The organism is Streptomyces coerulescens, from assembly GCF_042657965.1.
Classification (GTDB): domain Bacteria; phylum Actinomycetota; class Actinomycetes; order Streptomycetales; family Streptomycetaceae; genus Streptomyces; species Streptomyces coerulescens.
Genome location: NZ_JBHSKM010000046.1, coordinates 248,174 through 269,252 on the forward strand (window position 1 = coordinate 248,174; position 21,079 = coordinate 269,252).

A 21,079-nucleotide genomic window follows, 5' to 3' on the forward strand; every position below is an offset into this window, starting at 1 on the left:
CCGTGTCCTGGAGGCCGATGTCACGCGCGCCGCGACGTATGGATTCCTTGGGACTTCAAGGTTTGACGCAGTGCTCGCAGCGCATGGCTGGTGCGGGACTTCACCGTGCCGATCGGGAGCGTCAGTTCTGCCGCGGTGTCCTCGACACTCCGATCGAGGTAGTACCGGTGGAAGAGCACCTCACGGTGGGGCTGCTCGAGGTCCGCCATCGCCTTGTTGAGCACATGCGCCATGAGAGTGCGTTCGTCGACGTCGGGCGCCACCTCCACGTCGAGGTCCGACGAGCCCACTTCGAGGGGACGCGCAGCACGGGCGCGGAAGCCGTCGATGGCCACCCGCCGCACCACGGTGAACAGCCAGGGACGCGCCAGTCCCGGTGTGGAGATGAGCCGGTCCGCATGGCGCCACGCGCGCAGCAGCGCCTCTTGGACCAGGTCCTCGGCGCTGTGAAGGTCGCCCAGGGTGAGAGTCCGCGCGAACTGCAGCAACTCGGCCTCCCGAGTCGTGCTGATGGCTCGTACGAAGCTCTGACGTCTGTCCGGGGTCGCCGTCGAGCAGGCGGCGACGGGGTGTGCGACGCCGCCGGACAGCGAGGCGACCGCGGGCAGGTTCTCGTCTTCTCTCACAGCGATCGAGGACGACGTGATGTGCATGAGGGATCGACCGAGCCTTTCAGGGCACACCTTCGGCTCGAAGGCCGCGGTGGTGCACAGATGACAGCCGGGAACGTCTGCGGCGAGACCGCCGTGTCGGGACGCCCGACAACGAATGCCTCGCATGCTCGCGGCCAGCGATCGGCCCGCCATCGCTTTCTGATACTCAGTCAGTGGTGCTGCCGGGGCGCCGGATTCACAGATCGTCCGGCTCGATCGCGGTGACGGTCAGGTCCTGCCTCCTGCCCCCGGTACCGGACGGTTCCGCTGCTCGGATCCCTGGCGGGTGCGGGTCGACGGCGTGCAGGGCCGTCACATCCCTCCCTACGTAGCTTCGGCAGATCGGGTTCTCCGGCCGTCCGCGTTGCGGGGCCCGCCCTGGCATACGGGTCGGCGGGACCGCTGGCAGGGCGGCCGCGGATGTCACGGTTGGGTCTCGGGCCGTTGCTGGAGAACCCCGCCGGAAGCAGCGCCGTAGCAGGGGTTGTCGGGCCCGTCTTCGGGGCCCGCGCCGCAACAGTTCGTCTCTTCTCCATCGGGGGTTCCCCATCCACCATCAACGTGTCGCCGTACTCGGCGCGCCCACTGCCGCCGGCATGCTTCTGCTGTCTGCCTGCAGTGGCGAACCGGAAACGGCGCCGCCGGCGGCGACAAGGCTCCTGCCGCCGCGGCGCGGGCCCTGGCTGGCAGAACGTCAGCCGCGGGCAGCCCCTTCGGCTCACTGAGCGCGAACGGGTCCGCTTCGGCGGCTGACCCCTGATTTCCGGGGCGGGCGGACTTCCCCCGTCACACTCCGTCCGCCCCGGACTCCCTACGAATCGAAGGACAACAGAGGTGCCTCCGATACAACGCGCCCTGATCGCCGCCTGCGTCACCGCGATCCTGCTCGTCCTCGCCGGCGCCGGCTGCGACCGTCCGCCGCTCCTGCCCGCCTTCTCCAACCCCGTTGTCGAAGGGCTGTGGAGCGCCGAGCGCATGGCGGGGGCGCGCAGCGTGGACACCCCCGTGCCGAAGGACATCGGGGAGGACGTCGGCGTCACGGATCCCGAGCCCGATCCGGTGCCCGCGACGGCGGAGAAGGCGGCCTACCGCGACAACGCGGCGGTGATCGGGAAGATCTTCTTCGACACTCCCGACGGGCCGAGTGTCTGCTCCGGCACCGCGGTCGAGGATCCGGCACGCCCCGGCAAGTCGGGGCTGGTCTGGACGGCGGGTCACTGCGTGCACGCCGGGGCCGGCGGCGACTGGTTCCGCAATATCGTCTTCGTGCCCTCCTACAACGATCTCGCCCTCGACGGATGGGCCCGACAGGCCGCGGACCAGGACCGGATCGCGCCCTTCGGAACCTGGTGGGCCGACGGGGCGGAGGTCGCGCCCGAATGGGTTGCCGAAGGCGCACCGTCCGGCGGTGCCGGCTCACCGTTCGACTACGCGGTGCTGCATGTGAAGCGCCCGGGGGTCGGCGCCTCGCTGCAGGAGACGATCGGTCAGGCGGCCCCGGTCTGGTTCGGCGCACCGTCGGCGACACGCATCTCGGTCATGGCGGTCTGGGGCTACCCGGCCGCGCCTCCCTTCGACGGCGAGCGGATGTTCTCCTGCCAGGACAGGCCCGGCCGACTGTCGGTCCGCTCCGACCAACCCGTGCTCTACCGCGTCGGCTGCACGATGACCGGAGGCTCCTCCGGCGGAGGCTGGTTCGCCCGAGACCCGGACGGCGACCTCGCGCTGGTGAGCAACACGTCGATCGGCCCGGCCGACAACACCTGGCTTGCGGGGCCACGGTTGGGTGAGGCGGCGGGGGAGCTGTACCAACGCGCCGGCGACACGGCCCGCACCTCGTCGACCCCGTGAGCCTCGCGGATCCACACCTCCGGCCTCTTCCAGGATGGTGAGGTCCTCGGACCAATGCCGCACGGGCTGCGGTTCGCAGAACAGCTGGGGTGCTCGGCCGGGTTGGAGGCGAGCGGGAGGGCCGTCGCACCTTGCGGGCCGCACGGTGATGAGGCCGCTGGCTCGTCACGCCCGGCCAGTGACGCGACGCGCCGCGGCTGATCGAGGTCCTCGAATGGACCCGCGTTCCCCGGCCCCAGGGCGGTCGCCCCCCGCACCCGGCCGCTCGGCTTACGTCCTCCACGGCACCGTCACCACCGAGGCCGTCCGACTGTGGCTCCGTGGCTGAGCCGGCCTACAGTCTCAGTCCCCGAGGAACCACAGGTAGAGGCTCTGTCCGTCGAGAACCACCTGACCCAGCTCGATCAACTCGCGCGCGAACTCATCAGTGAGCACGCCCGCAGGCAGCCGCGGTACCTCCTCCAAGAGGGTGGACACCTGCCTGTGGTTGAAAACGGTGTCCGCGTACGGCAGCAGGTGTCCGAGCATGGGAAACACTGACTGATCAAGACCAGCCAGCTCAGAACCCCAGACCACACCGTGCTTCGCGCGGGCCTCGATCGTTCCGTTCTCGCCTCGGACCTGCAATCATGCTCAGACCCTACGGCCTCATCATCCGCCGGACGGAACCTGGACCAGTCCCACCGTGGGTTCGGCAAAAGCCGCGTACATCAACAGCACCGCACTGCCCCGAACCGCCTGCACGCTGCGCGCAGTTGATAGATACTCGTGCTGAACCACCTCCACTGATCAGTGGGGAGGGCCCGGGTGCCCGCCATCGGGCGCCCGGGCTCGGACCCCCGGGAGAGGAGGTGGGAAGGTGGAGACAGTTGCCTTCGCTTTGGTCGTCGTACTTGCCATCATCGTTGCAGTGCGGCAATGACCTGTCTTAGTGCGCGACCCCTCCCTGAGGGGTCGCGCACTGTCATGCGAACACGGGAGTCCCCCGTACGAGGGTCCGCACTGGCACGCCGCCGCGCACGACAGGCGTCCGTGGCGGCGTGGCGCCGCGTCACCTGCCTCGGCCGTCGTCACGGCCTGCCCAGGCCCCTGCCTGACTCCGCCTTCAATTCCCACTTGCCGCAGTTCGTTGGGGTCCGGGCCGCCGGATACTCTCCGTTCGATGCGGCGGCGGCGATGCCGATGCTGGCTGTGGGTGAGTGAGCATGACGTGACTCATAGAGGGGCCTTCGTGCCCGCTTGTACGGTGGCCGTATGGCAGATCTACGGAGCGTAGATGAGTCGGCCGAGCAGGTGGCCGTGGCCTGGGAGCGCATCGAGCAATGGCTGCGTGTTCACGCGCCGGCGTCCGCCGCACTACTGCGCCCTCCGGCCAGTGTCGCCGATCTCGCCGCCGTCGAGGAGGCGATCGGTGTGACGTTTCCGCCCACGTTGCGAGCCTGGTACAGGCTCCGCGATGGCATCGACGACCCCCAGGTACCCGACAGCTTCACTTCTTGGTCGACCGCCCAGGTGGCGTTCAGGACTTCACCGGTGGGCCTGCCGTCCTTGACGATGATGCCCTCGTACTCGTAGTTGAAGGTGCCGATGCACGCCTCGTACCGCATGATGTGCGAGTTGACGAGGTTGGCGCACCAGTCGACCAAGTGAGGCAGCAGCGCCCTTGTCCCCTTGGTGAGAGCGTCGCGGGTCTTCTTGCTGCCATCCGGTACCAGCCGCGAGCACGGCTGGATCCCCGTCCCCGCATTCAGTTCGCCACAGCTCCACCCGTCCGAAGCACGGCGGCCGATGGGCGGTTGGGTCGGATCGACCGGAGCCAGTGACGGCTGGGCGATCTTCTGGGGCTCCTGGTGGCCGTCCTGGTTGAGGGTCGGAGCGTCCTTGTTGGGCTCGGGCAGCTTGATGTCGACGGACCGGCTACGGATCTTGAACTTGGCCCAGGGGGACCACTCGGTCTCGTACAGGCTGCCGTCGTAGGCCGAGGTGGGGAAGGCATAGGTCGTGCCCGGCTTCAGCTTGTCGTACGCGACCTTCACCTCGGCGGTCTTGCCAGATGCCACGTAGTCGGACACCAAGACGCCGAACTCGTTGTCGGCGATCTTCACCTGGGTTTTCGGATTGCCGTTGGCGTCCGTCGTGTAGACCTCGAAGGTCAGGTTGGCCCCATTCACCTGCGTAGAGGCCGGGCCGGCTTGGGAGTCTTGCCCGACACGGGACGACTCCCCGCACGCGTTCCCTTCTCCGGTCCTGCTGCCGGCCTCGCCGACGGCGTACCGTTCGGGTCAGGGTTGGGGATGAAGTCCGTGCCGTGTGCGGCAGTCGCCGCGGAGGTCGGCGTGATGTCCTGTGCGGCGGCCCCGCTCACCGTGGCAAGAGGGGCCGCGATGATCAGTGCCGCGCCGGGGTCGCCAACAAGCCGTATATCACCACAAGTTGACGCCTTCGCCGACTCGGGTGGAATCGTGCACTGAGGTCGAAATCGTTGTCCTTGCGGTGGAGGACACTGACTTCTTTAAGCGGGCGCGAGGCGGTGTTCGATGGCCCGTTGGGATGCCAAGAGTTGATGAAGGCCGACGAGCCGCTTCGGTTGTGGCGGAACGCATGAGCAGCGCCGTCCGAGCCGTCGCCGCCTGCTCTCGCGCTGGCGGATCGCGAACCCGCCTCGGCGTAGCACGTCCGATGCCGAGCGATACCGGATCCTCGTCCTCAATCGCGCGTCAGCTCGTTGGTGGTGGCTGGGGCTCTCTGACGGGGGGCACGGAGTCGAGCGCATCCGGGACCATGAACCATGCTCCCGGATGACTGGCAACTCACCGACGACATCGAGGACTTCGTCGCGCGGGCGGGGGACTTCCTGCGCTCGCGGCCCGCCCTGCACAACACACCACTGACCGACATCGAGAAACTGCGCACGCGCGGGGCGGACGCCCCCGGCGCCGCGGCCGCCCTCCTCGGCCGGCTGGAGTCAGGCGGCGAGGTCCGTGCCGTCTTCTATCGCACCCCGCGCGGATACCTGAGTATTACGCCCCTCTCCGCCGACCAGGCCGGCACCCTCGCCGCTCAGTTGGCCGGCCTCGGCCACCGTCCCTCCGGTGTCATCGCGGACCACGACACCGCCACCGCGTTCGCCGAGACCTGGCAGCGGCACACGGGCGAGGCGCCGACACCGTTCTGGCGGACTCATCTCCACCGTCTCGGCGCACTCACCCCACCGCTGCCGCATCCAGCGGGCCGGGGGCGCATCGCGGGCAGGGCGGACCATGCGCGAGTGGTGCGCTGGTGCCGCCAGTTCTGCGTCGATGTCGGGGAGGAGTCCTCCATCGACTTGATCGACGCAGGCTCCTGGGCCGACTCACGCTTCGGTGACCGGCACTTCACGTTCTGGGAGACCCCGGACGGCACGCCCGTCGCCATGGCGGCCGCCACCTCGATCGTCGCCGGCATGATCCGGGTGGACCCCGTCTACACCCCGGCCCACCTCCGGGGCCGGGGCTTCGCGGGTGCCGTGACGGTGGAGGTGAGCCGTGCCGCGCTGGCCGCGGGCGCGACGGACGTCGTCCTGTTCACGGACCCGGCCAACCGCACCAGCAACGCCCTCTACCAGCGCATCGGATACGTCCACGTCGCGGACTTCACCGGATACAGGTTCTCCCCTCGCTAGCCGGATACAGGTCCTCCCCTCATTCGAAGGGCGTCAGGAAGTCATGCGTGGCCAGTGCCCGGTTCACGATGCGGGTGTCGCCGACCCATCCGTAGAAGCCCTGCCCGAACTTCTCGTCGAACTGCGTGGCGCCGATGACGAAGGGCTTGCCCAGCGTGGTGATTCCGGTCGACGGCTGCGCCGGGTTGCGGGCGATCTTCGAACCGTCGACGTACATCACGGTGCGTCGGCCGTCGTTGACGAGCGCGATGTGCATCCAGCGGCCGACCGGCACGGCGTGGCTCCAGGACGTCGGGTCGGCGTCCTGCGCGTAGGGATAGACGACGAACTGGAGGAATCGCTCCGGGGACAGATTGAGGCTGCAGGTGGGCTCCAGCGGGGACCAGCCGGTGGTCTTGCCGGCGTCGCCGTTGCGGCCCTCCCAGCTCAGGATGCCCATCCAGGCGTGGTCGCCCTCGAAGGGCTCGGGCAGCCTGATGTGCGTCTCGATGGTGTAACCCCGGGTGAACCTGGCGCTGTTGACGGGAGCGCCCGCGGCGGTCGTGAGAACGGCGCCGCGGTCCGGGCTCTTTCCGCCGTCGAAGCGGAGGCTGGCGTGCGCAGGCTGGCCCGGGTGGTGGTCGGCGGACCAGGTGAGGGCGTCCGGTCCGCTCGAGTGCAGCCGGCTCACCGTCAGATCGTTGCCGTTGCCCGTGAGGTCAAGTACGCGCACTCCGTCGGCCACGGGGGCTCCCGGGGTGCCGGCGGCGGTCGTACCGGAGGCGTCGAAGCGCCAGTAGGCGACCGTACTGCGCGGCATGACGGCGGATGCGGGGCGCGGCTTCGGCGCGGGGACCGGCGCGAAGCCCTTGAAGCGGTCGTCGAAGTCGATGCCGAGGCTGAACCGGTCGGTGGGGCCGGTCAGTTCGATCGTCTCGGCCTCCAGCGGCGAACGCTGCTCGGGGTCACGGGCGAGGAACCACGGAGAGAACGTCTCGACGTCGATGACCCCGCGCGCCAGGTCGAAACCGTAGAGGCGGATCATGCCGGCGCCGCCGTAGTAGCGGTCCTGATAGTTGGTGATGTGGACGTGGACATCGTTGTCGGCGTCGTTGGTCAGAACGGTGCGCCCCGGCGGCCAGTAGTGGCCGCCCAGCGCGAGGAAGATCTGGTCGTTGCCGCGGATGAGCCCCTCCCACAGCCGCTTGCCGTGGTCCGACAGCTGCGCCGCGCCCTCGTCGTCCGACCAGGCGATGTCGTGTGTGGTGAGCACGGCGGGCAGTGTCGGATGGGCGTCGAGCACGCCCTGCGCCCACCGCAGCCCCTTGTCCGAGACCCGCCAGTCGAGAGCGAGCACGAGCCATCCGCGGTCCGCCGCGCGCAGCACGTGGTAGCTGTTGTAGCCGTCGGGCGACGCACCGCGGAACGTCGGCATCGACGCATAGCGCTCGGGGCCGAACGCCGCCAGATAGGCGGAGTCACCACGCTGGTCGTCCGTGGACGAGCGGATGTCGTGGTTCCCCGCCAGGACGCTGTACGGCACCTTGCCGTGGATGCCCCTGAAGGTGTCGGCGGCGAGCTCGATCTCCTCCTCGGTGCCGTGCTCCGTGACATCGCCGAGGTGCGTCATGAAGGCGATGTTCGCCTCCTGCCGCTCCGCGACGAGGTAGCGGAACGTGGCACGCAGCGGCGCCGGGTCGGCGCTGTCGGCGTCGAAGAGATACTGCGTGTCGGGAAGCACGGCCAGCGCGAACCGCGGACTCTCGGCGTCGAACCCGGACCGACCGCCGCTCACGGTCGTCGAGTCGGCCCGCGCCGCGCCCGCTCCGGCCGCCGTGACCACCGCGCCGGCCGCGGGTATGGTCACCGCGGCCTGCAACAGTGTGCGTCTGTCCAGCGGGCTCCGGTGCTCTGCTCTGTTGCTCATCTGCCCTCCAGGTCACAAAAGTCGACGTAGGAAGGCACAGTGCTGACCGGCCGTGGCCACCTGATGGCAAGAGCCCGAACGGCGGACCCACAAAGGGCGAATGACCGCTAGTAGACGGAGAGGCCGTAGGTGCTCAGCGCTTCCCCGATCGGCTGGTAGTAGGTGGTCCCTCCGGTGGCGCAGTTTCCGGAGCCGCCGGAGAGGATGCCGATGACCTTGTCGCCGGCATAGAGGGGACCACCGCTGTCGCCGGGCTCGGCGCAGATGTTGGTCTGGATCAGCCCGTGGACGATATCGCCGCCGCCGTAGTTCACGGACGCGTTCAGGGCGGTGACCACGCCGCATCGGACTCCGGTCGTCGCGCCCCGGGTGCAGACCCGTTGGCCGACGTAGGCGGACGCGGTCCCCGTCACGTCGACCGTTCCGATGGTGCCGGGGTGCGGTACGGCCGGGTTGGTGTAGCGGACGACCCCGAAGTCGTTGCCGGGGAAGCTGCTGCCGGTGGTGGGGCCGACGGCCGTGTCCATGGTGGCGCCCGTGTACCAGGTGGGCAGGTCCGTGGTGCAGTGTCCGGCGGTGACGAAGTAGTACGTGGACCCGCTCTGCACGTTCACGCCCGCCGTGCAGCGCCGCCCTCCGGCGTAGACGCCGTCGCCACCGGACAGGAGCGTGCGCAGGCGGCCGTTCAGCCGCTCAACGGTCACGGCACCGGCGAACCGGTCTGTGACGCGGCGAAGTCGGGCCAGTTCGGTGTCCGTGACGGTCGAGTCGGCGAGGACTCGTAGCTTCCCGCCGGGCTCGTCCATGGCCCATGCCGTCCCCTCGACGGCCAGCGACGCGAGGGTCGAAGGGAGGCCGGACACCGAGGACGGTGCGGGCCGGGCGGTGGGCGCCGCTGTCGCGCTGGTGCCGGACACCGTGAGGGCGACCAGGGTGAGCAAACTCAGTGCGTAGGAGATCAGTTGAGAACGTCCGGTCGTTCTGCTGCGTGTCGTCATCCCGATGCTCCCCGAGGACGGTCGGTCGGTTTTCGGGCACGCCCTCCTGGTCACCGGGCGTACCGGGCTGCGTGACGTGATGCGGGCCGTGATGCTGGTGTCGTGCCGGATCGTGCCGGATGGTGCGGATCCGAAGGCGGGCGCGCTCATTGTGCCGGGAGGGGTCAGGCGGCGGTAGGGCGTGTTCGGTCCTGGGGCGAGACGGCCGTTGACTGTCGCTGGGCAAGTGGCTTGAAAGCTCAGAATCTCAGCCATGCCGGGAAGGTTGAGCCATGATGATCACATGATGGCTGTGCCGCTCTCCGTGCTGGAAGTCGCGATGGTTCAGGCCGGCAGCAGTGCTGCCGACACCCTGCGTGACACGACCACCTTCGCCCAACAGGTCGAGGCCTTGGGATACCGGCGACTGTGGTACGCCGAGCATCACCATTCACCTGCCATCGGTGCGTTCCCACCCGTGGTGCTGATCGCCCACGCTGCCGCGTCGACGTCATCGATCCGGGTGGGCTCCGGAGGCGTACTCGCTCCCCACCACAGTCCGATCCTGCTGGCCGAGCAGTTCGGCACGCTTGCCGGGCTGCACCCGGAGCGCATCGACCTCGGCATCGGACGAGGCCCGGGAACGCTGGACGAGCCGACGGCGCGGGCACTGCGGCGCGGAGCGGGACCGGCCACCGGCGACGAGTACCGTGACGACGTGGCGGCCACGTTGCGGTTCCTCGTGGACGAGGTGGCGCTCGACGACCTGCCCGAGGTCTGGCTGCTCGCCTCCAGCACCGCCGGTGCCGCGCTGGCCGCGGACCTGGGCCTGCCGGTCGCGATCGCCCACCACATCCGACCCGACAACACCGCTGCCGCGATCGGCGAATACCGTGCCCGCTTCCAGCCGTCGCGCTGGTGCGCCGGTCCGCGGGTGCTCGTGTGTGTGGAGACGGTATGTGCCCCCACGCAGCAGGACGCGGAGTGGCTCGCGGGGCCGATGAACGTCGTCAAGGCCGGGCTTCTGCAGGGCCGCGGCGACCTTCCCTTCCCCACCCCGACACAGGCCGCGGAACACACCTTCACCGAGCAGGAGCTTCAGGCCCTGGCCGGGTTCCGCGCCCATCAGGCCTACGGCACTCCCGATGCCGTCGCCCAGCGCCTCGCCGAACTCGTCGGGGCAACAGGGGCCGAGGAGTTGATGCTGGTGACACCCGTTTACGCCCTGGGGGACCGGCTACGGTCCTACGAACTCGTCGCCAAGGCCTTTACAGGGCGGCGCCGCCCGTAACGGAGCCACGTGCCAGGGCCCAGGCAGCGGACCGCGCCGGCCGGCAGGGACATTCCGGTAGGCGACCACGTGGGCGGCTACTGACCGGCCTCCCGGTCCAGGACGCGGCGGGCCGCCTCGGCCTCCGCGGCCGGCGGTGACAGCTCGTCGAGCGTGTCGAGCTCGTCATCCGCCTCCAGCTCCCGTTCCCAGGCCGCCGCGAGGCGTTCCAGCTCCTGGCGCGGCTGGGCAGAGAGAGCCTCGCGCTGCTCGGGAGACAGCGCTGTCAGGAATCGTCCGACCGGGTCCGTGGTCATACGGCGCTCCTTGTCGCGGGTAGGGGTGTCGCTCGCTCGCTTCAGCATGGCTGAATGATCCGTTCCCATCCGCCCGACACTGCCGGGGTCACCCCGTTGAATCCGCGGCGGCTCGGTGACCTTGGAGGCGAGGAGAGGCCGATGCGGCATCAAAGACGCGTAAAGATTGCCGGAACACGGCAATGAATGGGTCCACCCGCGCGTGTCAGTATTCCGGCACGTCGGAGATCAGCGACGGGTGGGAGGGGGACGGCACGGATGGCCTGGTTTCTCGGACTCGGCATCACGGGGGTTGTGCTGCTCGCCCTGTCGCTGATCCTCGGCGGGCTGCTGGAGGGCGTGTTCGACGGTGCCCTGGACGGTGTTCTCGACGGGTGGCTGTCGCTGCCGGTCGGCGCCGGGTTCCTGGCGATGACGGGCTTCGGCGGGGCCATCGCCATGGGAGCGGCGGGGGCGGGGCCCGTGGTCGCCACCGCGGTGGGAGTGGTGTGTGGAGCGGGCACGGGCTGGCTGACGTATCGCTTCAGCCGCGCCCTGATGCGCGATCAGACGGCCCTCACTCCGACCGGGGACGACCTGGTGGGCACCTCCGGCAACGTGGTCACGGCCATCCCCGCGGACGGGTATGGAGAGGTGCTGCTACGACTCGCCGGTCAGCCGGTGAAGTTCGCCGCCCGCAGTGCGGTGCCGGTGGCACGGAGCGCCGAGGTGTGGGTGGAGGCGGCGTTGTCGCCCACGTCTGTCGTCGTCCGCCCGGTCGATCACTGAGCCCGCCTCTCTCGTTGTTCTGATCCTGCTCAGTTCCTGCTCAGTTCCTGCTCTGTTCCTGCTCTCTCTTCCGCTGTCTCTACCTTTTCCTGCTCATTTCCGTACGTGATTCGGGGGCACTGCCGTGAGTCCTGTCGTCATCGCTGTCGTGGGAGTCGTCGTACTCCTCGTGCTGCTGGCGCTCGTCGTCGTCACTCGCTACAAGGTGGCCGGGCCGAGCGAGGCATTCATCGTCACCGGCCGGCGCGGCAAGAAGGCCACCGACCCGGAGACCGGCCGGGTCTTCACCGACAACAGCGGCCAGAAGGTCGTGGTCGGCGGCGGTGTCTTCGTCGTGCCGTTCGTACAGCAGAAGTTCACCCTCGACCTGTCCTCCCGGCACATCCCGGTGGCGGTGCGCGGCGCGGTCACCCTGCGCGGGGTGAAGGCCAACCTGGACGGCGTCGCCATCGTCAAGGTCGGCGGCACCGAGGACTCCATCCGTGCCGCCGCGCAGCGGTTCCTGATGCAGCAGGACGGCATCGTCGGCTTCACCCAGGAGGTGCTGTCCGGCGCCCTGCGGGCGATCGTCGGCCGGATGTCGGTGGAGGACGTCATCCGTGACCGGGCCGCGTTCGCCGGGCAGGTCGCCGAGGAGGCGGAGGCGAGCCTGTCCGGGCAGGGCCTGGTGCTGGACGCCTTCCAGATCCAGGACATCACCACCGAGGGCTCCTACCTGGAGGACCTCGGGCGTCCAGAGGCCGCGCGGGCCAAGCAGGAGGCCGACATCGCCGAGGCCGTGGCGCGACGGGCGGCCGAGCAGGCCCGGCTGAAGGCGGAGGAGGAGATCGCCGTGGCCCAGCGGACCTTCTACCTCAAGCAGGCCGAGATCAAGGCCGAGACCGACGAGGCCGCGGCCCGCGCGGCCGCCGCGGGCCCGCTCGCCGAGGCGGCCCGGCAGCAGGACATCCTCACCGAGCAGGAGAAGGTCGCCGAGCGACAGGCCGCAAGCCGGCCGACGCCCAGCGCTACGCCGCCGAGCAGGAGGCCGAGGCCAGGCGGGTGGCCCGGGTCAAGCAGGCCGAGGCGGAGAAGTCGGCGGGCATCGCGGCCGCGCAGGCGGAGGCCGAGACGGCGCGGCTGACCGGTGAGGGCGAGAAGCAGCGCCGTAGCGCGCTTGCCGAGGCGGAGGCCATCGAGGGTCTGAAGCAGGGTGAGGCCGAGCGGTCCCGGCGTGCGGCGATTGCGGAAGCGGTACGGCTGGAGGGCGAGGCCGACGCGGCGGCGATCGGCGCGAAGGGTGCGGCCGAGGCCGAGGCGATGCGGAAGAAGGCCGACGCGTTCGGGCAGTACGGCGACGCGGCCATCCTGCAGATGCTCGTCGAGGTGCTGCCGCAGGTCGTGGCCAAGGCGTCCGAGCCGCTGAGCGCGGTGGACAAGATGACGGTGATCTCCACCGACGGCGCCGGCCGGATCCCACGCGCGGTCGCGGAGAACGTCGCGCAGGGCCTGGAACTCCTCGGCTCCACCACGGGCGTCGATCTCGCCGAACTGCTCAAGGGCGTCACGCGGCGGCCGGCGGCGGACGCGGAGAAAGCGGCGCAGCACAACGGGAAGGTCGAGATCACTGGGTGAACTCCCAGGGCCCCGCTCACGGTTCGTCCGGTGGGCGGGGCCGCCCCCTGCTCAGCACCCCTGACCCGGCTCGGCAGCACCCCTGACGCGCTCAGATCTCCTGCGCGGGCCAGTCCAGCAGCCGTGCCCCGATGACCGCGGTCTGGAGCGTGTACCGGTGCATCGGGTCGGCGGGGTTGACGCCGGTCAGCTGGTGGATGCGCTCCAGCCGATAGGTCACGGCGCGCACACTGAGCGCCAGCCGGCGGGCGGCTTCGGCCGCGGTGCAGCCCGCCTCGAAGTACACCTGAAGCGTCCGCAGCAGCGGTTCGGCCCCGCCGCGGGCGTGCCTCAGCGGCCCGAGCGCGCTGAGCACGAGATCGGCCATGGCCTGCCGGTCCCGGGCCAGCACCGGATAGACCAGCAGGTCGGCGGCGCGCACGACGGGCTCGTCCAGTTCCAGGCGGTCCGCGAGTTCGAGGGTGCCCAGCGCCTCCTCATAGGAGTGCACCACACCGCCGGCGCCGGGCCGGGGCCGGCCGACGGCGACCCGGCTGCCTTCCGTGGCGGCATGGGCCTGCTTGGCGAAGAAGGTGAGGACGTCGTCCTGGTCGCCGGGCGCGATGCAGACCAGCTGTCCGTTCTTGGTGGCGAGCAGTATGCGCCGGTCGCCGAAGCGCGCTATCAGCGCCGCCTCCACCTGTCGGGTCACCGGCGCCGTGTCGTCGTACGCCTCGGGCCCCTCGGCGACGGCGACGGCGTGGGCGTGGGACAGCACGAGGCCGAAGCGTTCGGCTCGTTCGGCCAGGCGCCCCAGATCACTGCGACCGTAGAGCAGGTCGTCGATGAACTCCCGCCGAGCGGCCTCCTCTTCGCGTACGGCCAGACGCTGGGCCCGCTCGTACCCTTCGGCGAAGGCGTCCACGGCCTGCTCCACCGCGGCCAGGACGCCGTCGGCCGAACCCGCGGTGCCGGGCCAGGCGGCCCGGGTGGCCGCGAGGTGGTCGCGGACGAGGCTGCGCAGGCTGTGCCCGTCCTCCGCCGCCTGCTCGCCGAGTGCACGGCGAGTGGCCAGCTCGTTCCGGCTCAGACGACGTCCGGTGGCGGCGACGGCGGCCAGGATGTCCGCGTACCCGTCCAGATAGCGGGTCGCCGTGTCCGGCTCGCTCACCCGTGCCCTCCGTGTGTTCTCGGTGCCGTTGACGCTTTCTTGACGGACACCGGCATGCAGACCCTAATCAACGCTGCCGGGATGCGGCAATGCACGGGGCGGCTCCGGGCGCGCATCATGGGTTGCGGGGAGCACCACGGATGGTTCCGGTGCCGGACGTCGGCAGGCGGCCGGTGCCGGAACCCGTGTGCGTGGTACGTGGCCGGCCGCCAGGCATACGGCTGCCGGCGCCCCCGGCCGGAATCGCCTTCACCGTCGCTCGCCTCGCCCATCGGCGGACTCGCCCACCGGGCCACCGAACTCGGCTGACACGTCAGAGCCGCCGCCGTACTCGTAGGCTTCCTGGTGCCAGCACTGCCGGCCACCGTGTTGCTACGTCGCTGTGTACGCCTTTACCGACGCCTGTACGAGGAGGAGACCGTGGACGCGGACGTCATCCCCGACATCTGCCAACGACCCGCTCCGACCCCGGCCGGAGAAGACCGGCCGGGTCGGCGGCGCGGGACGGCCGGCTGATGGACACCGGCACCTCGCTGCTGGTCCCGGCGATCGTCATCGCCGCGCTGGTGATCAAGGTTGCGTTCGGCGAACTCCGCCGTCCCGGCAGCGCCCGCCGTCATTGGGCCTTTGCCACCGATCGCAACGCCCTGGCCGGCGGAGTCATCGTGGCAGCAGCCACCGTGCTGCTCGGCTGGCACCAGATAGGTCCTGCCGCGGCGGCCTGGGCCTTGCTCATCGGGGCACTCACCGCGGGCCTCATCCATGAGGGTACGCACCGCTCGTGATCGCCTGCCGCCGGTCATGCCAGGCTGGTCAGCAGGACGTGTGCCTCGTCCCTGGCGGCGGCCACCGTCGGTTCGTCGAGCCCGCACAGGCGCAGACACGATGACGCGACGACGTCCGTGTCGGCCGCGTCCGGATCACGGGAACGCCGTATCTGGATGACGACTTCCACCAACTGGATCAGCAGTTCCCCGATCCGGTCGGGCTGCATGCTCCCGGTGACGGCCTCGGTCGCCGCCAAGGACCCCAGAGCCCCGTAGCTCTGCTGCAGTCGGCCCCGGTCGGCGCGGAAGGCGTCGAACGGTGTGGCCCGCACTTCCGGCAGCAGATACAGCGTGCCGATGTTGTACGGGGTGCGGGACAGGGTGCGTACGTCCGTCGCCGCCACTGCGTAGAGCGCCGCGGCCGCACTCGCCCGCTCCGGGACCCATGCCTGGATGCGGTCCACCATCTCCAGGCTCGGCCGGACGGAGGTGGCCAGCAGTTCGGCGAGGATCTCGTCCTTGGTGGCGAAGTGGTAGTACAGCGAGGCCTGCCTGATGCCCACCCGCTCGGCGATCATCCGGGTGCTGGTGGCGGCGATGCCGTGTTCGACGAAGAGCGCACCGGCGGCGTCGAGGATCTGTTCCCGACCGGAGGCGTTGGGGTCGGACGGCGGCGTGTGCCGGGGTCTTCCTTGGCGCGGCCGCGTGGTCTTCATGCCCCCATCCTGCCACCCGGGTGGTCGGCACCCGGCTGTCGCCGACGTCGGGAGCCCGCCGGTTCCGTATCGGCTCACGGGGACGCCAGATAGGCCCGCCAGCCTCCGAAGCGCGTGATGTCGGGCGCGTTCTCGACGGCGTACGGCTCGACCAGGAAGCCGCTGACGCGCCGTCCGTCGGCCAGTTCGACGGTGCCGATGGTCATCGGCGCGGGAACGGCGGCTGTCAGTGCCCCGAACCCTGCTGCCGGTAGCCGCCAGATCTCGCCCTCGATGCCTGGGCCGCCCTCAGCCGCCGCACTTCCGTGTGCTCCGGGACCGGTGCCCGGGCCACCGTCGGCGATCCGCACCAGGCCCGGCTTGGGCGGCTCGGTGGACAGCGCGTGCAGGCGGTAGTTGCCGGCGGTGCGGGCCGGGCCCACCAGCGTGCCGCCCGCCTGGACCAGCTGGGCATTGAGGGGCTGCCCGGTGAGGTGGGCACCCACCACGAACAGGTCGAGCGCAGGATTGGCGAGCCGCTCGGCCAGGGCCGTCAGGACGCGGTCGGAGAAGGCCGGACCGGTGAGCATCACGCCGAACGGCAGGCCGTTCACGAATCCTGCGGGAACGGCGAGCGAGGCGTAGTCGAGCAGGTTGGCGAAGTTGGTGAAGCGGCCCATGCGGGCGTTGGCGCCCACCGGGTCGGCCGCCACCTCGCCAAGCGTGGGGTGCCAGGTGGTGGTGGGGGTGAGGAGCGCGGCGCAGCCGTCGAGAACCGCGCGTGCGGCGGCACCCAGGGTGGCGAGGCGGGCGGTGTCGACGGCCCAGTCGACGGCGGTCTTCTCCCGGCCGGCCAGGATGATGGAGGCGACGGTGGGGTCGAGGTCCGTGCCGATCAGGTCGCGGTGTTTGTCGAGGTGCCCGCCCACGGCGGCGTACCGCTCGGCCACGAACGCGCCGTCGTACAGCAGTCGCGCGGCCTCCAGCAGCGGGGTGACATCGGCCTCGACGATCTCCACTCCGGTGCTCGCCAGTCGGACGGCCGTGGTGTCGAAGGCCTCGCGCCAGCCGTCGGCCATGCCCCGCAGGTTCTCCTCGGCCGGGACGGCGACCCTGGGGCGCGCGGGCGGTGGCGGCAGTTGACTGCCGGTGCGGGAGAGCGGGTCGGCAGGGTCGGGGCCCTCGACGATCTCCGCGGCCGTGCGGGCGAGCCGCAGGTCGCGGGCGAAGACGGTCACGCAGTCGAGGCTGTAGCAGGCGGGGACCACCCCGGTCACGGGCACCAGGCCCTTGGTGGGCTTGACCCCGACGATGCCGTTGAGGGCGGCGGGCACCCGCCCGGAGCCGGCCGTGTCGGTGCCCAGCGCGATGTCGGCGATGCCCAGCGCGACGGCGACGGCGGAGCCGGAGGACGAGCCGCCGGAAATTCGGGCAGGATCCCATGCGTTGCGTACCGCGCCGTAGGGGCTGCGGGTGCCGACCAGGCCGGTGGCGAACTGATCCAGGTTGGTCTTGCCGAGTATTACCGTGCCGGCCGCGCGCAGCCGGGCCACCGCGGGCGCGTCGGCGTCCGGCCGGTAGGCGTAGGACGGTGCGCCGGCGGTCGTGGGCAGCCCTGCCACGTCGATGTTGTCCTTGACGGCTGCGACCAGTCCGGCCAGTGGAAGCTCCGGGTCGACTCGGGCGGCCTCGGCGAGCACCTCGTTCCGGCGCCTGAGGTGGATCCAGATCTCAGGCCGGCCGACGGACCCGATACGGTCGTAGGCGGCCTCGACCCGTTCGGCCGGGGTCATCGCGCTCATGCCCGCACCGCCGCGAGGACCTGGCCCGGGGCGACTTGTTCACCGGGCTTGACGTAGATCTCCAGGAGCGTTCCGGCCACTGGGGCGCTCACTTTGGACTCCATTTTCATCGCCTCCAACGAGAGGATCGGGTCGCCCTCGGCGACAGTGGCGCCCGGCTGTGCCACGGCCTGCCACACGGTGGCGGTGAAGGGCGCGGTGACCGGGATCGCGCCGTCGGGGACGACAACGGCGTCGGCGGCCGGGGGCTGCGGGTCGTCGTCGCGATCGAACTCCCCTGCGGCCCGCCAGCGTTCCTTCTCGGCCTCGAACGCGGCGCTCTGCCGCTGCCGGAAGGCGGCGATCGAGTCGGCGTTCGCGGTCAGGAAGGCGTTGTGGTCGGCGATCGAGAACGTGCCCTCCCGCGTGTCGAAGGGGCCTCGGCCGGCGTCGGTCTCGGCGCGCAGTTCGAGGAGTTCCTCCGCCGTGACGGGGTACCACTCGATGCGGTCGAAGAAGCGCAGCGCCCACGGGGAGTCCTGGAACAGGCCGCCCCTGCGGAACCGGTTCCAGACCTGCACGGTGCGGCCGACGAACTGGTAGCCGCCGGGGCCCTCCATGCCGTAGATGCACAGGTAGGCACCGCCGATGCCGACGGAGTTCTCCGCGGTCCAGGTGCGGGCCGGGTTGTACTTGGTGGTGACCAGTCGGTGCCGCGGGTCGAGCGGGGTGGCCACGGGGGCTCCGAGGTAGACGTCACCGAGGCCGAGCACCAGGTACGAGGCGTCGAAGACCGTGCGGTAGACGTCGTCGGCGCTGCCCAGGCCGTTGATGCGGCGGATGAACTCGATGTTCCACGGGCACCACGGGGCATCGTCGCGCACACCGGCCATGTACCGCTCGATGGCGAGGCGGGTCGCCGGGTCGTCCCAGCTGAGCGGCAGCCGTACCGTACGGGAGGGAACCACCAGCTCGTTGGTGGGTGGGACCTCGTCCTCCAGGTCGCGCAGCAGGCCGGTGAGGTCGCGGGCCTTCAACCGGCGGGCGTCGGTGTGGATCTGCAGGGACCGGATGCCGGGGGTGACGTCGACGATGCCGTCGGGCGCGTGCGCGGCCAAGGTCTCCTGGAGGGCGTGCACCCGCATCCGCAGGCCGAGGTCGAGCGTCATGGGGCCGTACTCGACGAGGACGTTCTCGTCGCCGTCTCGGCGGTAGGTGACCGACGGGCGGGCATCGGTGGCCTCCAGACGGCCCAGCACGCCGTCGTCGCCGTCGCCGCCTGTGCTGATCAGCGTGGGAGAGGCGCGACGGGCGTCGAGGTCGGCCGCCTCGGCCTCTTTGACCGGAACGAACCGGACGGTGTCGCCGGGGCGTAGCTGGCCGAGCTTCCACAGTTCGCCACCGGCGACCACCGCGGGACAGACGAACCCGCCGAGGGACGGCCCGTCGGGGCCGAGGATGATCGGCGTGTCGCCGGTGAAGTCCAGGGCGCCCACGGCGTACGGCGTGTCGTGGATGTTGGAGGGGTGCAGTCCGGCCTCACCGCCGTCCTGGCGGGCCCAGCGCGGTGGGGGTCCGATCAGGCGGATGCCGGTGCGGGCCGAGTTGTGGTGCACCTTGTAGTCGGTGGCGTAGAGGGTGTCGATGTCCTCGCGGGTGAAGAACTCCGGTGCGGCGTGCGGCCCTTCGGTCACGCCGATCTGCCAGTGTGACGTGATCGCGGGACGGCGCTCGGGCGGGGTCGGGCCACCGGGGCCGGCCATGGACGCCGCGGGACGCAGCACGTCACCGGCGAGCAGCGCCCGGCCGCCGTGGCCGCCGAACCCGCCGAGGGTGAACGTCGAGGCGCTGCCCAGGTATTCGGGCACGTCGATGCCGCCCCGGACGGCCACGTAGCTGCGTAGACCGGGGCCCTGTGCGCTGCCGAGGACCAGGGTCGCGCCGGCGGGGACCGGTATCGGCTCCCACAAGGTCGCAAGGGTGCCGTCCACGGTGACGGAGACCGGGGCGCCGGTGACGGCGACGACGGTGGCGTCGGAGAAGCGCAGGGCCAGGCCGCCCGCGGTGACTTCGAGCGCGGGAGCCCCGGCCGGATTGCCGACGGCCAGGTTGGCCTCGGCGAACGAGACGGCGTCGAAGGGGCCGCTCGGCGGCACGCCGACGTGCCAGTAGCCGAGCCGGCCGGGCCGGTCCTGGACGGTGGTCATCGCTCCCGGCACCAGGACGTCGATGCGGGGCTCGGGGTCGACGGTGGTGGCGAGCGTGCTGGTGCTGTGCACGGCCTCGCGCACCTCGCCGCGCACGGTCAGTGAGCGCAGCAGGCCGAGATTGGTGACGATGCCGTCGATCCGGCTCGCGTTCAGGGCCTTCCCGAGTACGTCGAACGCGGTGTCGCGGTCGGCGCCGTGTGCGATGACCTTGGCGAGCATGGGGTCGTAGTACGGCGAGATGTCCAGGCCGGTCTCGGCGAAACCGTCGACCCGGACCCCGGGCATCGTGTCGGTGCCCTGGCCGGGGAAGACCGCCCGGGTGATCAGGCCCGACGAGGGCAGCGAGTCCTTGCCGGGGTCCTCGGCGTAGACCCGCGCCTGCACGGCATGTCCGGTGGGTGTCCACTCCCGCTCGAACACCGCGTCGTCGACCCGGCCGTCGCGTGCCAGGGTGAGCATGAGCGCGACGAGGTCGACACCGTACGCCTCCTCGGTCACCGGGTGCTCGACCTGGAGCCGGGTGTTGACCTCCAGGAAGGCGGCCTCCTCGCGGACGGGGTCGTAGACGAACTCCACGGTCCCCGCGCCTCGGTAGCCGATCGATGCGAGCAGCCGGCGGGAGGAGTCGTGCAGCAGTGCGCGGACACGGTCGGGCAGTGCCGGCGCCGGCGCCTCCTCGACCACCTTCTGGTTGCGGCGCTGCAACGAGCAGTCACGGTCGCCGATGACGGCGATCCGGCCGGCGCCGTCACCGAAGACCTGTACCTCTACGTGCCGGGCCGGGCGCACAAGGCGCTCCAGGAACACCCCGGCGGATCCGAAGTGGGACGCGGCGAGCGCGGCCACGCGGGCGAAGGCCTCGCGTACCTCGTCCGCGGTGGCGCAGGCCTGCATGCCGATGCCGCCGCCACCTCCGGTGGCCTTGACCATCACGGGCAGCCCGACCGACTCGGCCGCGGTGACGGCCTCCTCGGCGCTCGCCAGCAGTTCCGTCCCGGCCAGCAGCGGCACCCCGGCAGCCTTCGCCAGAGCGCGGGCGGTGTGCTTCTCACCGAAGGCGGTGATCTGGTCGGCGGTCGGGCCCGCGAAGGACAGCCCGGCTTCCTCGACGGCGCGGGCGAAGGCGGCGTTCTCGGAGAGGAAGCCGTAGCCCGGGTGGATGATGCCGGCGCCGTGTTCGAGCGCCGCCCCGATGATCGCGTCGCCGCGCAGATACGAGTCACGGGCGGGCGCGGGACCGAGACGGACCGCGTGATCGGCCTCGCGGACGTGCGGGGCGGCCCGGTCGGCGTCGGAGAAGACGGCGACGGTGGCCAGGCCCATCCGGCCGGCCGTGCGGATGACGCGGCGGGCCATCTCACCGCGGTTGGCGACGAGAACAGTGCCGGGGCGGGTCACGCGGCCCTACCTTCTTGAGTGCGTCCCGTGAGTTCGCGACTCTGGGACTGCGCGGGTGGGG

The 21,079-nt window shown here is 70.8% G+C and carries 15 protein-coding genes and 1 pseudogene; 6 read left to right on the forward strand and 10 right to left on the reverse strand.

Annotated features, from left to right (window positions below; all coding sequences use genetic code 11):
- Positions 1-20: 20 nt before the first annotated feature.
- Entirely contained in the window at positions 21-626 is a 606-nt protein-coding gene (locus ACFPQ9_RS41650) for a sigma-70 family RNA polymerase sigma factor (protein WP_380864957.1), read from the reverse strand.
- Positions 627-1,487: 861 nt separating this feature from the next.
- Here ACFPQ9_RS41650 and ACFPQ9_RS41655 point away from each other — a divergent pair.
- A complete protein-coding gene (locus ACFPQ9_RS41655; RefSeq protein WP_380864959.1) occupies positions 1,488-2,504 on the forward strand; it encodes a trypsin-like serine peptidase in 1,017 nt (338 codons plus the stop codon).
- A 342-nt stretch (positions 2,505-2,846) separates the two neighbouring features.
- Here ACFPQ9_RS41655 and ACFPQ9_RS41660 read toward each other — a convergent pair whose 3' ends face one another.
- Together ACFPQ9_RS41660 and ACFPQ9_RS41665 are read right to left on the reverse strand one after the other, a co-directional pair.
- Positions 2,847-3,032, reverse strand: a complete 186-nt coding sequence (locus ACFPQ9_RS41660) for a hypothetical protein (RefSeq protein ID WP_380864961.1) — start codon at positions 3,030-3,032, stop codon at positions 2,847-2,849.
- An 806-nt stretch (positions 3,033-3,838) separates the two neighbouring features.
- Positions 3,839-4,675 carry a hypothetical protein gene (locus tag ACFPQ9_RS41665; RefSeq protein WP_380864963.1) on the reverse strand — a complete coding sequence of 279 codons (837 nt, stop codon included), beginning with the start codon at positions 4,673-4,675 and terminating at the stop codon, positions 3,839-3,841.
- Between the two features lie 617 nt (positions 4,676-5,292).
- Here ACFPQ9_RS41665 and ACFPQ9_RS41670 point away from each other — a divergent pair.
- Positions 5,293-6,165 (forward strand): GNAT family N-acetyltransferase, encoded by an 873-nt coding sequence (locus tag ACFPQ9_RS41670; RefSeq protein WP_380864965.1) that lies wholly within the window; start codon positions 5,293-5,295, stop codon positions 6,163-6,165.
- A gap of 19 nt (positions 6,166-6,184) precedes the next feature.
- On the opposite strand, the gene ACFPQ9_RS41675 is transcribed toward ACFPQ9_RS41670, so the two are convergent.
- Together ACFPQ9_RS41675 and ACFPQ9_RS41680 are read right to left on the reverse strand one after the other, a co-directional pair.
- On the reverse strand, positions 6,185-8,071 hold the full coding sequence (locus tag ACFPQ9_RS41675) for a LamG-like jellyroll fold domain-containing protein (RefSeq protein ID WP_380864967.1): 1,887 nt from the start codon (positions 8,069-8,071) through the stop codon (positions 6,185-6,187).
- A 107-nt stretch (positions 8,072-8,178) separates the two neighbouring features.
- Positions 8,179-9,069 carry a S1 family peptidase gene (locus tag ACFPQ9_RS41680; RefSeq protein WP_380864968.1) on the reverse strand — a complete coding sequence of 297 codons (891 nt, stop codon included), beginning with the start codon at positions 9,067-9,069 and terminating at the stop codon, positions 8,179-8,181.
- 283 nt (positions 9,070-9,352) lie between these two features.
- Between ACFPQ9_RS41680 and ACFPQ9_RS41685 the strand changes: the two genes are divergently transcribed.
- On the forward strand, positions 9,353-10,339 hold the full coding sequence (locus ACFPQ9_RS41685) for an LLM class flavin-dependent oxidoreductase (protein WP_380864970.1): 987 nt from the start codon (positions 9,353-9,355) through the stop codon (positions 10,337-10,339).
- 77 nt (positions 10,340-10,416) lie between these two features.
- Here the strand turns inward: ACFPQ9_RS41685 and ACFPQ9_RS41690 are convergent, their stop codons facing one another.
- A complete protein-coding gene (locus ACFPQ9_RS41690; RefSeq protein ID WP_380864997.1) occupies positions 10,417-10,635 on the reverse strand; it encodes a hypothetical protein in 219 nt (72 codons plus the stop codon).
- A 258-nt stretch (positions 10,636-10,893) separates the two neighbouring features.
- Here ACFPQ9_RS41690 and ACFPQ9_RS41695 point away from each other — a divergent pair, with 258 nt between their 5' ends.
- On the forward strand, positions 10,894-11,403 hold the full coding sequence (locus ACFPQ9_RS41695; RefSeq protein WP_380864972.1) for a hypothetical protein: 510 nt from the start codon (positions 10,894-10,896) through the stop codon (positions 11,401-11,403).
- Between the two features lie 124 nt (positions 11,404-11,527).
- Positions 11,528-13,017, forward strand: a pseudogene (locus tag ACFPQ9_RS41700) (flotillin family protein).
- A 91-nt stretch (positions 13,018-13,108) separates the two neighbouring features.
- On the opposite strand, the gene ACFPQ9_RS41705 reads toward ACFPQ9_RS41700, so the two are convergent.
- Positions 13,109-14,167, reverse strand: coding sequence for a PucR family transcriptional regulator (locus tag ACFPQ9_RS41705; RefSeq protein WP_380864973.1), 1,059 nt, complete (start codon positions 14,165-14,167; stop codon positions 13,109-13,111).
- 515 nt (positions 14,168-14,682) lie between these two features.
- Between ACFPQ9_RS41705 and ACFPQ9_RS41710 the strand changes: the two genes are divergently transcribed.
- On the forward strand, positions 14,683-14,952 hold the full coding sequence (locus ACFPQ9_RS41710) for a hypothetical protein (RefSeq protein ID WP_380864975.1): 270 nt from the start codon (positions 14,683-14,685) through the stop codon (positions 14,950-14,952).
- A 14-nt stretch (positions 14,953-14,966) separates the two neighbouring features.
- On the opposite strand, the gene ACFPQ9_RS41715 is transcribed toward ACFPQ9_RS41710, so the two are convergent.
- The 3 genes from ACFPQ9_RS41715 to uca all read right to left on the reverse strand — a co-directional run bounded on the left by ACFPQ9_RS41715 (position 14,967) and on the right by uca (position 21,018).
- Positions 14,967-15,650, reverse strand: a complete 684-nt coding sequence (locus ACFPQ9_RS41715; protein ID WP_380864977.1) for a TetR/AcrR family transcriptional regulator — start codon at positions 15,648-15,650, stop codon at positions 14,967-14,969.
- Between the two features lie 74 nt (positions 15,651-15,724).
- The gene (locus ACFPQ9_RS41720) at positions 15,725-17,422 is read right to left on the reverse strand and encodes an allophanate hydrolase (RefSeq protein ID WP_380864999.1); all 1,698 of its coding nucleotides are present in this window, start codon (positions 17,420-17,422) and stop codon (positions 15,725-15,727) included.
- 5 nt (positions 17,423-17,427) lie between these two features.
- Positions 17,428-21,018 carry an urea carboxylase gene (gene uca, locus ACFPQ9_RS41725; RefSeq protein ID WP_380864979.1) on the reverse strand — a complete coding sequence of 1,197 codons (3,591 nt, stop codon included), beginning with the start codon at positions 21,016-21,018 and terminating at the stop codon, positions 17,428-17,430.
- Between the last annotated feature and the right edge of the window lie 61 nt (positions 21,019-21,079).